The 16,608-nt window shown below is 47.3% G+C and carries 14 protein-coding genes; 10 read left to right on the forward strand and 4 right to left on the reverse strand.

Translation table 11 applies throughout. The features are described from left to right. Positions 1 to 42: 42 nt before the first annotated feature. Positions 43 to 1,056 (forward strand): two-component system response regulator RssB, encoded by a 1,014-nt coding sequence (rssB, locus tag H9644_RS08775; RefSeq protein WP_064528772.1) that lies wholly within the window; start codon positions 43 to 45, stop codon positions 1,054 to 1,056. A gap of 201 nt (positions 1,057 to 1,257) precedes the next feature. Then, positions 1,258 to 2,166 (forward strand): UTP--glucose-1-phosphate uridylyltransferase GalU, encoded by a 909-nt coding sequence (gene galU / locus H9644_RS08780; RefSeq protein ID WP_064528774.1) that lies wholly within the window; start codon positions 1,258 to 1,260, stop codon positions 2,164 to 2,166. A 142-nt stretch (positions 2,167 to 2,308) separates the two neighbouring features. Here galU and hns read toward each other — a convergent pair whose 3' ends face one another. Beyond that, positions 2,309 to 2,722: a histone-like nucleoid-structuring protein H-NS gene (gene hns, locus H9644_RS08785; RefSeq protein ID WP_105289150.1), complete on the reverse strand. Its 414-nt coding sequence runs from the start codon at positions 2,720 to 2,722 to the stop codon at positions 2,309 to 2,311. Between the two features lie 601 nt (positions 2,723 to 3,323). Here hns and tdk point away from each other — a divergent pair. Next, positions 3,324 to 3,941, forward strand: a complete 618-nt coding sequence (gene tdk, locus H9644_RS08790) for a thymidine kinase (RefSeq protein ID WP_064528778.1) — start codon at positions 3,324 to 3,326, stop codon at positions 3,939 to 3,941. Positions 3,942 to 4,261: 320 nt separating this feature from the next. Here tdk and adhE read toward each other — a convergent pair whose 3' ends face one another. Further along, positions 4,262 to 6,937 (reverse strand): bifunctional acetaldehyde-CoA/alcohol dehydrogenase, encoded by a 2,676-nt coding sequence (gene adhE / locus H9644_RS08795; RefSeq protein ID WP_064528780.1) that lies wholly within the window; start codon positions 6,935 to 6,937, stop codon positions 4,262 to 4,264. 477 nt (positions 6,938 to 7,414) lie between these two features. Between adhE and ychE the strand changes: the two genes are divergently transcribed. The 6 genes from ychE to oppF all read left to right on the forward strand — a co-directional run bounded on the left by ychE (position 7,415) and on the right by oppF (position 14,372). Further along, on the forward strand, positions 7,415 to 8,062 hold the full coding sequence (ychE, locus tag H9644_RS08800) for an NAAT family transporter YchE (RefSeq protein WP_064528782.1): 648 nt from the start codon (positions 7,415 to 7,417) through the stop codon (positions 8,060 to 8,062). A gap of 723 nt (positions 8,063 to 8,785) precedes the next feature. Further along, entirely contained in the window at positions 8,786 to 10,417 is a 1,632-nt protein-coding gene (gene oppA, locus H9644_RS08805) for an oligopeptide ABC transporter substrate-binding protein OppA (RefSeq protein WP_064528841.1), read from the forward strand. A gap of 85 nt (positions 10,418 to 10,502) precedes the next feature. Then, the gene (oppB, locus tag H9644_RS08810) at positions 10,503 to 11,423 is read left to right on the forward strand and encodes an oligopeptide ABC transporter permease OppB (RefSeq protein ID WP_064528784.1); all 921 of its coding nucleotides are present in this window, start codon (positions 10,503 to 10,505) and stop codon (positions 11,421 to 11,423) included. Positions 11,424 to 11,437: 14 nt separating this feature from the next. Then, positions 11,438 to 12,346 (forward strand): oligopeptide ABC transporter permease OppC, encoded by a 909-nt coding sequence (gene oppC, locus H9644_RS08815; protein ID WP_000979659.1) that lies wholly within the window; start codon positions 11,438 to 11,440, stop codon positions 12,344 to 12,346. A gap of 11 nt (positions 12,347 to 12,357) precedes the next feature. Then, positions 12,358 to 13,371 carry a murein tripeptide/oligopeptide ABC transporter ATP-binding protein OppD gene (gene oppD, locus H9644_RS08820; protein WP_064528787.1) on the forward strand — a complete coding sequence of 338 codons (1,014 nt, stop codon included), beginning with the start codon at positions 12,358 to 12,360 and terminating at the stop codon, positions 13,369 to 13,371. Beyond that, complete coding sequence (oppF, locus tag H9644_RS08825) at positions 13,368 to 14,372, forward strand: murein tripeptide/oligopeptide ABC transporter ATP-binding protein OppF (RefSeq protein ID WP_064528789.1); 1,005 nt, start codon at positions 13,368 to 13,370, stop codon at positions 14,370 to 14,372. Before oppD ends, oppF begins: the two co-directional genes overlap by 4 nt. Before the next feature lie 51 nt (positions 14,373 to 14,423). Here the strand turns inward: oppF and H9644_RS08830 are convergent, their stop codons facing one another. Together H9644_RS08830 and cls are read right to left on the reverse strand one after the other, a co-directional pair. Further along, on the reverse strand, positions 14,424 to 14,753 hold the full coding sequence (locus H9644_RS08830; protein WP_064528790.1) for an HI1450 family dsDNA-mimic protein: 330 nt from the start codon (positions 14,751 to 14,753) through the stop codon (positions 14,424 to 14,426). A gap of 34 nt (positions 14,754 to 14,787) precedes the next feature. Then, complete coding sequence (cls, locus tag H9644_RS08835; protein WP_064528792.1) at positions 14,788 to 16,248, reverse strand: cardiolipin synthase; 1,461 nt, start codon at positions 16,246 to 16,248, stop codon at positions 14,788 to 14,790. Between the two features lie 142 nt (positions 16,249 to 16,390). Between cls and H9644_RS08840 the strand changes: the two genes are divergently transcribed. Continuing rightward, complete coding sequence (locus tag H9644_RS08840) at positions 16,391 to 16,564, forward strand: YciY family protein (RefSeq protein ID WP_001309467.1); 174 nt, start codon at positions 16,391 to 16,393, stop codon at positions 16,562 to 16,564. Positions 16,565 to 16,608 lie beyond the last annotated feature (44 nt).

A 16,608-nucleotide genomic window follows, 5' to 3' on the forward strand; every position in this document is an offset into this window, starting at 1 on the left:
ATAGCATGCCACTATTGAATAAAGCCAGTCAGGGGAGAGAACATGACGCAGCCATTGGTCGGAAAACAGATTCTCATAGTTGAAGATGAGGCGGTATTTCGCTCGCTTCTGGATTCGTGGTTTTCCTCATTGGGAGCGACAACGGTACTGGCGGCTGATGGGGTGGATGCCCTTGAGCTACTGGGAGGTTTCACACCCGACCTAATGATATGTGATATTGCAATGCCGAGAATGAACGGCCTGAAACTATTGGAACATATTCGCAACCGGGGTGACCAAACACCTGTCCTGGTGATTTCCGCTACGGAAAATATGGCAGATATTGCGAAAGCGTTACGTCTGGGAGTGGAAGATGTTTTACTGAAACCAGTTAAAGATCTCAACCGTCTGCGCGAGATGGTTTTTGCGTGTCTTTATCCCAGCATGTTTAATTCGCGCGTAGAGGAAGAAGAACGGCTTTTTCGCGACTGGGATGCGATGGTGGATAATCCCGCTGCGGCTGCTAAATTATTGCAAGAATTACAGCCGCCGGTTCAGCAGGTGATTTCCCATTGCCGGGTTAATTATCGCCAACTGGTGGCCGTTGATAAACCGGGTCTGGTGCTTGATATTGCAGCTCTTTCGGAAAACGATCTGGCTTTTTATTGTCTCGATGTAACTCGTGCCGGACATAATGGCGTTCTTGCCGCCTTGTTATTACGTGCGCTGTTTAATGGGTTATTACAGGAGCAGATTGCTCACCAAAATCAGCGTTTGCCAGAGTTGGGTGCGTTATTGAAGCAGGTAAACCATTTACTGCGGCAGGCCAATCTACCCGGCCAGTTCCCGCTATTAGTCGGCTATTATCATCGTGAATTAAAAAATCTCATTTTGGTTTCCGCTGGCCTGAATGCGACGTTAAATGCCGGTGAACACCAGATTCAAATCAGTAATGGTGTTCCGTTAGGAACATTAGGCAACGCCTATTTGAATCAATTGAGCCAGCGATGTGATGCCTGGCAATGCCAAATTTGGGGAACAGGTGGAAGACTGCGCTTGATGTTGTCTGCAGAATGAACAAACGATTATATGGGATAAAATTGCATTACGCGCTGGTGTCGGCTGGTGGTACTATCGTCGCCATTCATTTAAGTAATTGTCTTAATTATGTTAACTCGCCTCCTTTTCGGAACCAGGCCTCGTCAGGGTACTGATATACTGGGATGCGACACAGAAATATGAACACGTTCAATACACGAACAGTCCAGGAGAATTTAAATGGCTGCCATTAATACGAAAGTCAAAAAAGCCGTTATCCCCGTTGCGGGATTAGGAACCAGGATGTTGCCGGCGACGAAAGCCATCCCGAAAGAGATGCTGCCGCTTGTCGATAAGCCATTAATTCAATACGTCGTGAATGAATGTATTGCGGCTGGCATTACTGAAATTGTGCTGGTCACTCACTCATCTAAAAACTCTATTGAAAACCATTTCGATACCAGTTTTGAACTGGAAGCAATGCTGGAAAAACGTGTAAAACGCCAGTTGCTTGATGAGGTGCAGTCCATTTGTCCACCACACGTGACTATTATGCAAGTTCGTCAGGGGCTGGCGAAAGGTTTGGGACACGCAGTATTGTGTGCCCATCCGGTAGTGGGTGATGAACCTGTGGCTGTTATTTTACCTGACGTTATTCTGGATGAATATGAATCCGATTTATCGCAGGATAACCTTGCAGAGATGATTCGTCGCTTTGATGAAACTGGCCATAGCCAGATAATGGTGGAGCCTGTTGCTGATGTGACGGCATATGGTGTTGTGGATTGCAAAGGTGTGGATTTAGCGCCTGGCGAAAGTGTACCGATGGTCGGCGTGGTAGAAAAACCGAAAGCGGATGTAGCGCCGTCTAATCTTGCTATTGTAGGTCGCTATGTTCTCAGTGCTGATATTTGGCCGTTGCTGGCCAAAACTCCTCCGGGAGCAGGTGATGAAATTCAGCTTACCGACGCGATTGATATGCTGATCGAAAAAGAAACGGTTGAAGCCTATCATATGAAAGGGAAGAGCCATGACTGCGGTAATAAATTAGGTTACATGCAGGCCTTCGTTGAATACGGTATTCGTCACAACACACTGGGCGCTGAATTTAAAGCCTGGCTTGAAGAAGAGATGGGCATTAAGAAGTAACATCCATTGCGATGTTTTCTACGAAACGGCATTGAGTGATCAATGCCGTTTTTTATAGCGTATTCTTATTAAAGAGTCTTAACGCGGACAATAAAAAATCCCGCCAATGGCGGGATTTTAAGCAAACATAATCAAGAAAAGATTATTGCTTGATCAGGAAATCGTCGAGGGATTTACCTTGCTCATCCATTGCTTTTTTGATCACAGCTGGAGTACGGCCCTGGCCAGTCCAGGTTTTGGTTTCGCCGTTTTCGTCAACGTAGCTATATTTAGCCGGACGCTGTGCGCGTTTAGCTTTGGTGCCAGATTTAACAGCTGCAATGCTATTCAGCAGTTCGTTCGGGTCAATACCGTCAGCGATCAGCATTTCACGATATTGCTGCAGTTTACGAGTACGCTCTTCAACTTCAGCAGCAGCTGCGCTTTCTTCTTCGCGACGTTCGTTAACGACAACTTCTAATTTTTCCAGCATTTCTTCCAGCGTTTCAAGTGTACATTCTCTTGCCTGCGCACGAAGAGTACGGATGTTGTTCAGAATTTTAAGTGCTTCGCTCATTGTAGTAATCTCAAACTTATATTTGGGTGGTTTGTTGAGGTAATAATAGAGCCTTAAATTCAGTTGTGCAATAGCCAGGAATGTAAGGAATTCAAAAATGTTCTTTATTTTGTACCGACAATAAATATCTTTTCATAAAATTAGCCAGAAATGACGTGGCATATAGCCCTATTTACATCGATGCTTTCGCATCACTTAAGGTTAAAACTTCCTGATTCATGTCACATTTTATGTGGAGATTAACATGCGCCAGAGCCTTTTCACTCTTGTGTATTAGTCCTGTTTATGAAAATCCACTATTAAGCGAATGATGAAAAGTAGAACAGTCGCAATAAGTGCAAGGACTTCGTATTGCTCTATCCAGGAGGCCAGCAGGGGTTATTACGTGCGCAACAAGTTAAAGATTGTGAATAGTTACCATGAATCATTTACGCGTTTATAACAAGCAAGGCAGTTGCAAAGATAGCTCTGAAGGATTATGCCAGCCATTCGTAATGGATGACGAATATACTACTTCTATGCGCACTGTTACGCTGTAAAACTGACGAATTATGATAAACTTCAGCCAACTTTATTTCATATCATTGAGGGCCTGTGGCTGATGGCGCAGCTATATTTCTACTATTCCGCAATGAATGCGGGTAAGTCTACGGCATTGTTGCAATCTTCATACAATTACCAGGAACGCGGTATGCGCACTGTCGTATATACGGCGGAAATTGATGATCGTTTCGGAGCGGGGAAAGTTAGCTCGCGTATAGGTTTGTCATCTCCTGCAAAATTATTTAACCAAAATTCATCATTATTTGATGAGATTCGTGCGGAACACGAACAGCAGACAATTCATTGCGTACTGGTTGATGAATGCCAGTTTTTAACCAGACAACAAGTATATGAATTATCGGAGGTTGTAGATCAACTCGATATACCCGTACTTTGTTATGGCTTGCGTACCGATTTTCGCGGTGAATTGTTTGTTGGTAGCCAATACTTACTGGCATGGTCAGACAAACTGGTCGAATTAAAAACTATTTGTTTTTGTGGCCGCAAAGCAAGTATGGTGCTACGTCTTGATCTGGCGGGTAGACCTTATAACGAAGGTGAGCAGGTGGTTATTGGTGGTAATGAGCGTTATGTCTCGGTTTGCCGTAAACACTATAAAGAAGCGTTAGAGGTCGGCTCTTTGACGGCGATTCAGGACAATCATCGGCACGACTAATCAGTTTTTCTTTACTGACAGGGTGAATAGGGCGCTTTTATCCTGTCAGTCCGTTTTACTAACTTCTTCTGAGTCATAATCCTTTCTCTATTCTTAATCATCACTCAACGTACCACAGAACGATTTTAGTGCATCGATGCTTAACCACCTGCGACGTAGAGTTGTTTGTCGATTATAGTGGTTTGTGCACGTTATCCGTCAGTGCAAACATGATGAATACTAATACAGCTGGATTATTTGAGTTTACATAGCCGTTCTTTGTCTGAAACAAAAAAACGGCCCCAGAAGGGACCGTTTATGTTGCCAGACAGCGCTACTGATTAAGCGGATTTCTTCGCTTTTTTCTCAGCTTTAGCCGGAGCAGCTTCTTTTTTCGCTGCAGTTTCACCTTCTACATAATCACGACCGTAGTAGGTATCCAGCAGAATCTGTTTCAGCTCGGAGATCAGCGGGTAACGCGGGTTAGCGCCGGTGCACTGGTCATCGAATGCATCTTCAGACAGTTTATCCACGTTCGCCAGGAAGTCTGCTTCCTGAACGCCAGCTTCACGGATAGATTTCGGAATACCCAGTTCAGCTTTCAGCGTTTCCAGCCATGCCAGCAGTTTCTCGATCTTCGCAGCAGTACGGTCGCCCGGTGCGCTCAGACCCAGGTGGTCGGCAATTTCAGCATAACGACGACGTGCTTGCGGACGGTCGTACTGGCTGAATGCAGTCTGCTTGGTCGGGTTGTCATTCGCGTTGTAGCGGATAACGTTACAAATCAGCAGGGCGTTTGCCAGACCATGCGGAATGTGGAACTGGGAGCCGAGTTTATGTGCCATTGAGTGACATACACCCAGGAAGGCGTTAGCAAACGCGATACCAGCGATAGTTGCTGCACTGTGAACACGTTCACGCGCTACCGGGTTTTTAGAACCTTCGTGGTAGGACGCTGGCAGATATTCTTTCAGCAGTTTCAGCGCCTGCAGAGCCTGACCATCAGAGAACTCAGAAGCCAGTACAGAAACATAAGCTTCCATGGCGTGAGTGACTGCGTCCAGACCACCGAAAGCACACAGGGACTTCGGCATATCCATAACCAGGTTGGCGTCAACAATCGCCATATCCGGGGTCAGTGCATAGTCTGCCAGCGGATATTTCTGACCTGTTGCATCGTCGGTTACAACCGCAAACGGAGTAACTTCAGAACCTGTACCGGAAGTGGTGGTGACGGCGATCATTTTCGCTTTCACGCCCATTTTCGGGAACTTGTAGATACGTTTACGGATATCCATAAAGCGCAGCGCCAGTTCTTCGAAGTGAGTTTCTGGATGTTCATACATAACCCACATGATTTTCGCGGCGTCCATCGGGGAACCACCACCCAGCGCGATGATCACGTCTGGTTTGAAGGAGTTCGCCAGTTCGGCACCTTTACGAACGATGCTCAGAGTCGGGTCAGCTTCAACTTCGAAGAAAACTTCAGTTTCTACGCCAGCTGCTTTCAGTACAGAAGTGATCTGGTCAGCATAGCCGTTGTTGAACAGGAAGCGGTCAGTCACGATGAGCGCACGTTTGTGGCCATCAGTAATCACTTCATCCAGCGCGATTGGCAGAGAGCCACGGCGGAAGTAGATAGATTTCGGAAGTTTGTGCCACAACATGTTTTCAGCTCGCTTAGCAACGGTTTTCTTGTTGATCAGGTGTTTTGGACCAACGTTTTCAGAGATGGAGTTACCACCCCAGGAACCACAACCCAGAGTCAGGGAAGGCGCGAGTTTGAAGTTATACAGGTCACCGATACCGCCCTGAGAAGCCGGGGTATTGATCAGGATACGGGCAGTTTTCATTTTCTGACCGAAGTAAGAAACGCGTGCCGGCTGGTTATCCTGGTCGGTGTACAGGCAAGATGTGTGACCGATACCGCCCATAGCAACCAGTTTCTCTGCTTTCTCTACCGCGTCTTCGAAATCTTTCGCACGGTACATTGCCAGAGTCGGGGACAGTTTTTCATGAGCGAACGGTTCGCTTTCATCAACAACAGTCACTTCACCGATCAAAATCTTAGTGTTTTCTGGTACAGAGAAGCCTGCCAGTTCAGCAATTTTATAAGCTGGCTGACCAACGATAGCTGCGTTCAGCGCGCCATTTTTCAGGATAACGTCCTGAACAGCTTTCAGCTCTTTGCCCTGCAGCATGTAGCCGCCGTGGGTGGCAAAACGCTCACGTACAGCATCATAGACAGAATCAACAACAACAACAGACTGTTCAGAAGCACAGATTACGCCGTTGTCGAAGGTTTTGGACATCAGTACGGATGCAACTGCGCGTTTGATATCAGCAGTTTCATCAATAACAACCGGGGTGTTGCCTGCGCCTACACCGATCGCCGGTTTACCGGAGCTGTATGCGGCTTTAACCATGCCTGGACCACCGGTCGCAAGGATCAGGTTAATGTCAGGGTGGTGCATCAGTGCGTTGGAGAGTTCAACAGACGGTTGATCGATCCAGCCAATCAGATCTTTTGGTGCACCAGCAGCGATAGCAGCCTGCAGAACGATATCAGCAGCTTTGTTGGTTGCATCTTTAGCACGCGGGTGTGGTGAGAAAATGATGGCGTTACGAGTCTTCAGGCTAATCAGAGATTTGAAGATAGCGGTTGAAGTCGGGTTAGTTGTTGGAACGATACCGCAGATAATACCGATTGGTTCAGCGATAGTGATGGTGCCGAAAGTGTCGTCTTCAGACAGAACACCGCAGGTCTTTTCATCTTTATAGGCGTTATAGATATATTCAGAAGCAAAGTGGTTTTTGATCACTTTATCTTCAACGATACCCATGCCGGATTCGGCAACGGCCATTTTTGCGAGTGGGATTCGAGCATCTGCGGCAGCCAGAGCGGCGGCGCGGAAGATTTTGTCTACTTGCTCTTGAGTGAAACTGGCATATTCACGCTGGGCTTTTTTTACACGCTCTACGAGTGCGTTAAGTTCAGCGACATTAGTAACAGCCATAATGCTCTCCTGATAATGTTAAACTTTTTTAGTAAATCATCTGCTCGAATACGAGAGTATAGTCAGTGCGATGATGATTTGCTTAACCTTTGAAAATCAAAATCTTACTTGTGCTCACACTCACTGTGATTTACTAAAAGAGTTTAAACATTAGAGTTATTAATCTCTAATGCGTCACTTCCAGGTGGCGTAAGCAAGATTACTCACTTCTGGGTACCGATTAAGTGATCCAGATCAAGATTTCGCGAAGCTGACACCTTTCAGCTCCGCTTTTAGCCATAATAGCTAATGGTTAATAAATTGTAGTATTAATTGTTGGCTACCTTAGCATGTTTTGTACGACTAGATAACAATAATGAATGATAGGAATTTTAGATAGTTAGGAGGTGAAAAATGCTGACAAAAGGCGTATTGTCAGCACGTATTTTTACCCTTGTTCAAAGATAACATTATCCGGCTTTTGCTTCGGAGCTAACCGTGATTCAGACACTTTTTGATTTTCCCGTTTATTTTAAGTTTTTCATCGGGTTATTTGCGCTGGTTAACCCGGTAGGGATCATCCCCGTGTTCATCAGTATGACCAGCTATCAGACAGCGGCAGCGAGAAACAAAACAAATCTGACCGCCAACTTGTCGGTAGCCATTATTTTGTGGATCGCACTGTTTCTCGGCGACACGATTCTGCAACTTTTTGGAATATCTATTGATTCATTCCGCATCGCGGGCGGCATACTGGTCGTGACAATTGCAATGTCGATGATCAGCGGTAAGCTTGGCGAGGATAAACAGAACAAACAAGAAAAATCAGAAACCGCAATTCGTGAAAGCATTGGTGTTGTACCGCTCGCATTACCTCTGATGGCAGGACCAGGGGCAATCAGTTCAACCATCGTATGGGGAACGCGTTATCACAGCGTCGGTTATCTGTTCGGTTTTTTTGTGGCAATCGCGCTGTTCGCTTTATGTTGCTGGGGTTTATTCCGTATGGCTCCCTGGCTGGTGAGGGTTCTGCGTCAGACAGGCATCAACGTCATTACCCGTATTATGGGGTTATTGCTAATGGCATTAGGGATTGAATTTATCGTCAATGGTATCAAAGGGATTTTCCCTGGTCTGCTCAATTAATTCCTTTCATATGAAACGGAGTCACGATGCTCCGTTTCTTTCATCATTATTTCTACTTAAACCAACACAGTTAACAAAAGAAATAGATAATTTTTTCAATTTTACAGATAGTTATAAGACTATCCTTATCTGGTGATCTGCATCATCATGTTATTTTCATCACATCATAATCCAGGGCCTTGCTGAAGAATAATTGAAATGATATTAGTAATTCTACTGCCTTTGGCAGAGAAAAGTGCTAAATAGTATTCAATTGTTAAATTATTGTGTGTATTTCTATTTGGGCTGTAACCAGAAAAGATAGTACGACATTCCATAATCTTATCTCTTTGTTTTTAAATAATTTTATTTGTTTTGTGATGAGGTGTATACGTACTGTTATGGTTAGAAAAGAGAATTGCGTAACAATTTTGCAAAATGTATTGGCGAGCAAGAAGGGCATTTGATACTTTTCGGCCAACCGTCTGGCGATTTTTATTGGCAATGAGAATTATTTGCAATTAAAAGACGCTGCAAAAAATAATGTGTCTCGACAGGGGAGACACAGTAAGAATCGACATAAGGTGGTCATCTGAATCACCAGAATAAATAAAGTCGGTGATAGCAATGAGTAACGATAAAGCAACCTGACAGTAAAAAGTCTCCGAGCTGTACAGGTATCCTAATCCGGGATAACACATGCTGGTAAAAACCAGTAATTATAATGAGGGAGTCCAAAACACAATGACCAACATCACCAAGAGAAGTTTAGTGGCAGCAGGCGTTCTGGCTGCGCTTATGGCAGGGAATATCGCACTGGCAGCTGATGTACCCGCAGGTGTCACACTGGCGGAAAAACAAACGCTGGTTCGCAACAATGGTTCTGAAGTTCAGTCATTAGATCCGCACAAAATTGAAGGGGTTCCTGAGTCTAATATCAGCCGTGACCTGTTTGAAGGTTTGCTGGTTAGCGATCTTGATGGTCATCCGGCCCCTGGCGTGGCTGAATCCTGGGACAACAAAGACGCTAAAGTCTGGACGTTCCACCTGCGTAAAGATGCTAAATGGTCCGACGGCACGCCGGTCACGGCACAAGACTTTGTGTATAGCTGGCAACGTTCGGTTGATCCGAATACTGCATCTCCCTACGCAAGCTACTTACAATACGGGCATATCGCGGGTATTGATGAAATACTGGAAGGGAAGAAACCGATTACCGATCTCGGTGTTAAAGCCCTCGATGACCACACATTAGAAGTCACCTTAAGTGAACCTGTTCCGTACTTCTATAAGTTACTGGTTCACCCGTCTACTTCCCCGGTGCCAAAAGCCGCCATTGAGAAATTTGGCGAAAAATGGACCCAGCCAGGCAACATCGTTACTAACGGCGCCTATACATTAAAAGATTGGGTCGTTAACGAACGTATCGTTCTTGAGCGCAGCCCGACCTACTGGAATAACGCTAAAACGGTAATTAACCAGGTGACCTATTTACCGATCGCTTCTGAAGTCACCGATGTTAACCGCTATCGTAGTGGCGAAATCGATATGACTTATAACAACATGCCGATCGAACTGTTCCAGAAACTGAAAAAAGAAATCCCGGACGAAGTTCATGTTGATCCATATCTGTGCACTTACTATTACGAGATTAACAACCAGAAACCGCCATTTAATGATGTGCGTGTTCGTACCGCACTGAAACTGGGCATGGATCGCGATATCATTGTTAATAAAGTCAAAGCGCAGGGTGATATGCCGGCCTATGGTTACACACCGCCATACACTGATGGTGCAAAACTGACGCAACCAGAATGGTTTGGCTGGAGCCAGGAAAAACGTAACGAAGAAGCGAAAAAACTGCTGGCAGAAGCGGGCTATACCGCAGACAAACCGCTAACGATTAATCTGTTATATAACACGTCCGATCTGCATAAAAAGCTGGCGATTGCCGCTTCTTCACTGTGGAAGAAAAATATCGGCGTGAACGTTAAACTGGTTAACCAGGAATGGAAAACATTCCTCGATACCCGCCACCAGGGCACTTTTGATGTGGCCCGCGCAGGTTGGTGTGCAGACTATAATGAACCAACTTCCTTCCTGAACACTATGCTGTCGAACAGTTCGATGAACACCGCGCATTATAAGAGTCCGGCCTTTGACAGCATTATGGCGGAAACCCTGAAAGCTACAGACGAGGCGCAACGCACGGCGCTGTACACGAAAGCAGAGCAACAGTTGGATAAAGATTCGGCCATTGTTCCGGTTTATTACTACGTGAACGCGCGTCTGGTAAAACCGTGGGTTGGGGGCTATACCGGTAAAGATCCGTTGGATAATACCTACACCCGAAATATGTACATTGTGAAGCACTAATGGCAATGCGTGGGGCAGGTGTATCCTGCTCCACGGTGTCTGCTTTTTATCGCATTACAGAAGGCACAGGCCAGAAGGTACGGCAATGTTAAAATTTATTCTACGTCGCTGTCTGGAAGCGATTCCGACGCTATTTATTCTCATTACTATTTCGTTCTTTATGATGCGTCTCGCGCCGGGGAGTCCCTTTACCGGCGAGCGTACGTTACCGCCAGAAGTAATGGCTAATATTGAAGCGAAATATCATCTTAATGATCCAATCATGACGCAGTATTTCAGCTATCTGAAACAACTGGCTCATGGCGATTTTGGTCCTTCATTTAAATATAAAGATTATTCGGTCAATGATCTGGTGGCGTCTAGCTTTCCGGTTTCGGCAAAATTAGGGGCTGCTGCGTTTTTACTTGCGGTTGTGTTGGGCGTTAGCGCGGGGGTTATTGCCGCATTAAAACAAAACACCAAATGGGACTATACCGTCATGGGATTGGCTATGACGGGAGTGGTTATACCAAGCTTTGTCGTTGCGCCGTTATTAGTCATGATATTCGCGATCATTTTGCATTGGCTACCGGGCGGTGGCTGGAATGGTGGGGCGCTGAAATTTATGATCCTACCGATGGTTGCCTTATCACTGGCATATATCGCCAGTATTGCGCGCATTACGCGTGGATCAATGATTGAAGTTTTACACTCCAACTTCATTCGTACCGCACGCGCGAAAGGTCTGCCCATGCGGCGCATTATTTTTCGCCACGCATTAAAGCCTGCGTTGCTACCGGTGCTTTCTTATATGGGACCCGCATTTGTTGGCATTATCACCGGTTCTATGGTTATCGAAACCATTTACGGTTTGCCGGGCATCGGGCAATTGTTTGTTAATGGTGCGTTGAACCGTGACTATTCATTGGTGTTAAGCCTGACCATTCTGGTTGGTGCTTTAACCATTCTGTTCAATGCTATTGTCGATGTGTTGTATGCGGTTATCGACCCGAAAATCCGTTACTGATACTGGAGCTCGCGATGATGTTAAGTAAGAAAAACAGCGAGACGCTGGAGAATTTCAGTGAAAAGCTGGAGGTCGAAGGCCGCAGCCTATGGCAGGACGCACGTCGACGTTTTATGCATAACCGTGCAGCAGTGGCCAGTCTGATTGTACTGGTACTTATTGCACTGTTTGTTATCCTGGCGCCGATGCTCTCGCAATTTGCCTATGACGACACCGACTGGGCGATGATGTCCAGCGCCCCGGATATGGAATCCGGTCACTACTTTGGTACCGACTCTTCCGGTCGCGATCTGCTGGTGCGCGTTGCAATTGGTGGGCGCATCTCATTAATGGTTGGTGTTGCTGCTGCGCTGGTGGCAGTAGTCGTAGGAACGCTTTACGGTTCGCTTTCCGGTTATCTTGGCGGCAAGGTGGATTCGGTAATGATGCGTCTGCTGGAAATCCTCAACTCCTTTCCATTCATGTTCTTCGTCATTTTGTTGGTGACCTTTTTCGGTCAAAACATCCTGCTGATTTTCGTGGCGATTGGGATGGTTTCCTGGCTGGACATGGCACGTATCGTGCGTGGTCAAACCCTTAGTCTGAAGCGCAAAGAGTTTATTGAGGCGGCACAAGTTGGCGGTGTATCTACGCCCGGCATTGTGATTCGCCACATTGTGCCGAACGTGCTTGGTGTGGTGGTGGTCTATGCCTCTCTGCTGGTACCCAGCATGATCCTCTTTGAGTCTTTTCTTAGCTTCCTGGGACTGGGTACGCAAGAGCCGTTAAGCAGTTGGGGCGCATTGCTTAGTGATGGCGCGAACTCGATGGAAGTCTCTCCGTGGTTGCTGCTATTTCCGGCAGGTTTCCTTGTGGTGACACTGTTTTGTTTCAACTTTATCGGCGATGGCTTGCGTGATGCCCTCGACCCGAAAGATCGTTAAGGAGTGCAGCCATGAGCGTAATTGAAACTGCAACCGTGCCGCTCGCACAGCAACAGGCTGACGCACTGCTGAACGTGAAAGATTTGCGAGTGACATTTAGCACCCCGGACGGCGACGTCACGGCGGTCAATGATTTAAATTTTTCCCTGCGTGCCGGGGAAACGCTGGGTATCGTTGGCGAATCCGGTTCCGGTAAGTCGCAAACCGCGTTTGCTTTAATGGGACTGCTGGCAGCTAACGGACGCATTGGCGGATCGGCAACCTTTAATGGGCGCGAAATCCTCAATCTGCCAGAACGTGAACTTAATAAACTGCGCGCTGAACAAATTTCGATGATTTTTCAGGACCCGATGACCTCGTTAAATCCCTACATGCGCGTCGGCGAGCAGTTGATGGAAGTGCTGATGCTGCATAAAGATATGGGTAGGGCTGAAGCGTTTGAAGAATCGGTACGAATGCTCGATGCGGTGAAAATGCCAGAAGCGCGTAAGCGCATGAAGATGTTCCCTCATGAGTTTTCTGGCGGCATGCGTCAGCGTGTGATGATTGCGATGGCGTTACTGTGTCGACCTAAATTGCTGATTGCCGATGAACCCACTACTGCGCTGGACGTGACCGTACAGGCGCAGATCATGACGCTATTGAATGAACTGAAGCGGGAATTTAATACTGCCATTATCATGATCACGCACGATCTCGGCGTGGTAGCGGGGATCTGTGACAAAGTGCTGGTAATGTACGCTGGGCGCACGATGGAATATGGCAACGCGCGCGATGTCTTTTATGAGCCCGTTCATCCTTATTCTATTGGTTTACTCAATGCGGTGCCGCGTCTTGATGCGGAAGGTGAAACGATGTTGACCATCCCGGGTAACCCGCCAAACCTGCTACGTTTGCCGAAAGGTTGCCCGTTCCAGCCGCGTTGTCCGTATGCGATGGAGATTTGCAGTAGCGCGCCACCGCTGGAAGAATTCACACCAGGCCGACTGCGTGCCTGCTTTAAGCCGGTGGAGGAGCTGTTATGAATGCTGTAACCGAAGGAAGAAAAGTCCTCCTCGAAATCGCCGACCTGAAAGTGCACTTTGAGATCAAAGACGGCAAACAGTGGTTCTGGCAACCCGCAAAAACGCTGAAAGCGGTCGATGGCGTTACGCTTCGCCTGTACGAAGGAGAAACATTAGGTGTCGTAGGGGAATCGGGATGCGGAAAATCCACCTTTGCCCGTGCCATCATCGGTTTGGTCAAAGCCACTGACGGTCGTGTTGCCTGGTTAGGTAAAGAGTTGCTGGGCATGAAACCCGATCAATGGCGTGCCGTCCGCAGTGATATTCAGATGATTTTCCAGGATCCGTTGGCGTCGTTGAATCCACGTATGACCATCGGTGAGATTATTGCTGAACCGTTGCGTACTTATCATCCGAAAATGTCACGTCAGGAAGTTCGCGAACGCGTGAAATCGATGATGATGAAAGTTGGGTTATTGCCTAACCTGATTAACCGTTATCCGCATGAGTTCTCAGGAGGTCAGTGTCAGCGTATCGGGATTGCGCGTGCGCTGATCCTCGAACCGAAGCTGATTATCTGCGACGAACCGGTGTCGGCCCTGGATGTGTCAATACAGGCGCAGGTGGTGAATTTACTCCAGCAGCTGCAACGTGAGATGGGATTGTCATTAATCTTTATCGCTCACGATCTGGCCGTTGTAAAACACATTTCCGATCGTGTACTGGTGATGTATCTCGGCCATGCGGTAGAGTTAGGGACATATGATGAGGTCTACCACAATCCGTTGCATCCCTATACCAAAGCATTGATGTCGGCAGTTCCCATTCCAGATCCTGATTTGGAGAAGAATAAATCTATCCAGTTACTGGAAGGGGAATTACCGTCGCCCATCAACCCGCCTTCTGGTTGTGTGTTCCGCACTCGTTGCCCGATTGCCGGTCCGGAGTGTGCCAAAACACGGCCAGTACTGGAGGGAAGTTTCAGACATGCCGTTTCTTGCCTGAAAGTCGATCCGCTTTAAAACAAAAAGGGCTGACAACCGTCAGCCCTTTATCACGCCCAAAGCGATTATTTATTCGCGCCAGATGATATGGCAAAGTTTGTGATCTTTTTCGCGGCATAACAAAATACGGGCGAAAATATCGTTGATTTCGCCGTCTTCACTGTCCGCCAGACCAATCACCACTTCGGCAAAGAAGTCTGGATTCAGATCGTAATCCACATGTTCCAGCCAGTCTTCCGCCGGATCGAATAACTCTGCGCCGCCGCGTTCTTCAAACTGAAGATTGAACAGCAGAATATCAGCCGGATCGAGATTATCAGCGGCCAGTTCGAGAAAAATATCATAGGCCTGCTCAAGCGTTTCATCTTCAGTCAGGCGATTGTTTAAATCCATATCCATAGTCACTACCTGTTTAACATCTGTTGGCCACGTTTTACAGTAACGGACTGAAGAAGTAAAACAGTCGCTCGGCGACACGCTGCCAGAGTGGACGTTTTAACCACAGCCGCTCATCAAGCAGACGCGAGCGCGAGATATAGTCGTCCTGAACGGCAGCCAGATCGGCCCCAAAACCTTTATCGTCGATAGCCAGCGTGATTTCAAAATTCAGCCATAGACTACGCATATCGAGATTAACGGTGCCAACCAGACTTAATTCGCCATCGACCAGCACGCTCTTGGTATGCAGTAACCCACCTTCAAACTGATAAATTTTAACCCCAGCAGCAAGTAGTTCAGTAAAGAATGCGCGACTGGCCCAGCCTACCAGCATTGAGTCATTTTTCCGGGGCAGAATAATACTGACATCAACCCCGCGTTGCGCCGCCGTGCAGATTGCGTGAAGTAAGTCATCGCTGGGGACGAAGTAGGGCGTCGTCATTATTAAATATTCCCGAGCTGAATAAGCGGCAGTCAGCAAAGCCTGGTGGATCAGGTCTTCCGGGAAACCTGGGCCGGAAGCGATGGTATGAATCGTATGACCGCTGGCCTGCTCAAACGGCATAATATTGACATCAGGCGGTGGTGGTAAAATACGTTTCCCCGTCTCAATCTCCCAGTCGCAAGAGTAGATAATTCCCATCGCGGTGGCGATAGGGCCTTCCATGCGTGCCATCAGATCAATCCATTGTCCTACGCCCGCATCCTGTTTGAAGAAACGGGGATCGACCATATTCATGCTACCGGTATAGGCGATGTAGTTATCGATCATGATCATCTTGCGGTGCTGGCGAAGGTCCATGCGGCGTAAGAATACGCGCATCAGGTTAACCTTTAAGGATTCGACTACTTCGATACCGGCATTTCGCATTAACTCTGGCCACGGGCTACGGAAAAAAGCAACACTCCCCGCAGAATCGAGCATTAATCGGCAATGAATACCGCGTCGTGCGGCGGCCATCAACGATTCTGCCACCTGGTCTGCCATACCGCCTGGTTGCCAGATATAAAACACCATCTCAATGTTATGGCGAGCGAGTTGAATGTCGCGGATTAACGCCTGCATCACATCATCAGACTCGGTCATCAGTTGCAGCTGATTACCCTTGACCCCGGCGATCCCCTGACGACGCTCGCAGAGTTTGAATAACGGCCCAGCGACGCTGCTATTTTCTTCAGCAAAAATATGCTTACAGGCTTTAAGATCGTTAAGCCATTTTGCCGTGGAAGGCCACATCGCTCTGGCGCGTTCGGCGCGGCGTTTGCCTAAGTGAAGTTCGCCAACGGCCAGATAAGCAATAATGCCGACCAACGGCAGAATGTAAATGATCAACAGCCAGGCCATAGCGGAGGGAACTGCGCGTCGTTTCATTAGAATGCGTAAAGTTACGCCTGCAATGAGCAACCAGTATCCCAGAATGGCCAACCAACTCACCAACGTATAAACGGTTGTCATAGATTAGAAATCCTTTTGAAAGCGCATTGTTATGAGTTTACGCATATGGATTCATCTGGCAAATAAAAACGCGGTAAAAGCACTGGTCAGCGTCGGGACCGGGGGTATAATAACCGCTCTGTTATTGCATAGAGTAGTTAACATGAAGCGGAGTAGAACGGAAGTGGGGCGCTGGCGCATGCAGCGTCAGGCTAGCCGACGGAAATCGCGTTGGCTTGAGGGGCAGTCGCGCCGAAATATGCGTATCCACAGCATCAGGAAGTGCATTCTAAACAAACAGCGAAACTCGTTATTGTTTGCGATCTACAATATCTAAATGTTCTGGGCACCAACGCGGTGCCCATTAAGATTATTTTTCCG

The organism is Escherichia whittamii (assembly GCF_014836715.1).
Classification (GTDB): Bacteria; Pseudomonadota; Gammaproteobacteria; order Enterobacterales; family Enterobacteriaceae; genus Escherichia; species Escherichia whittamii.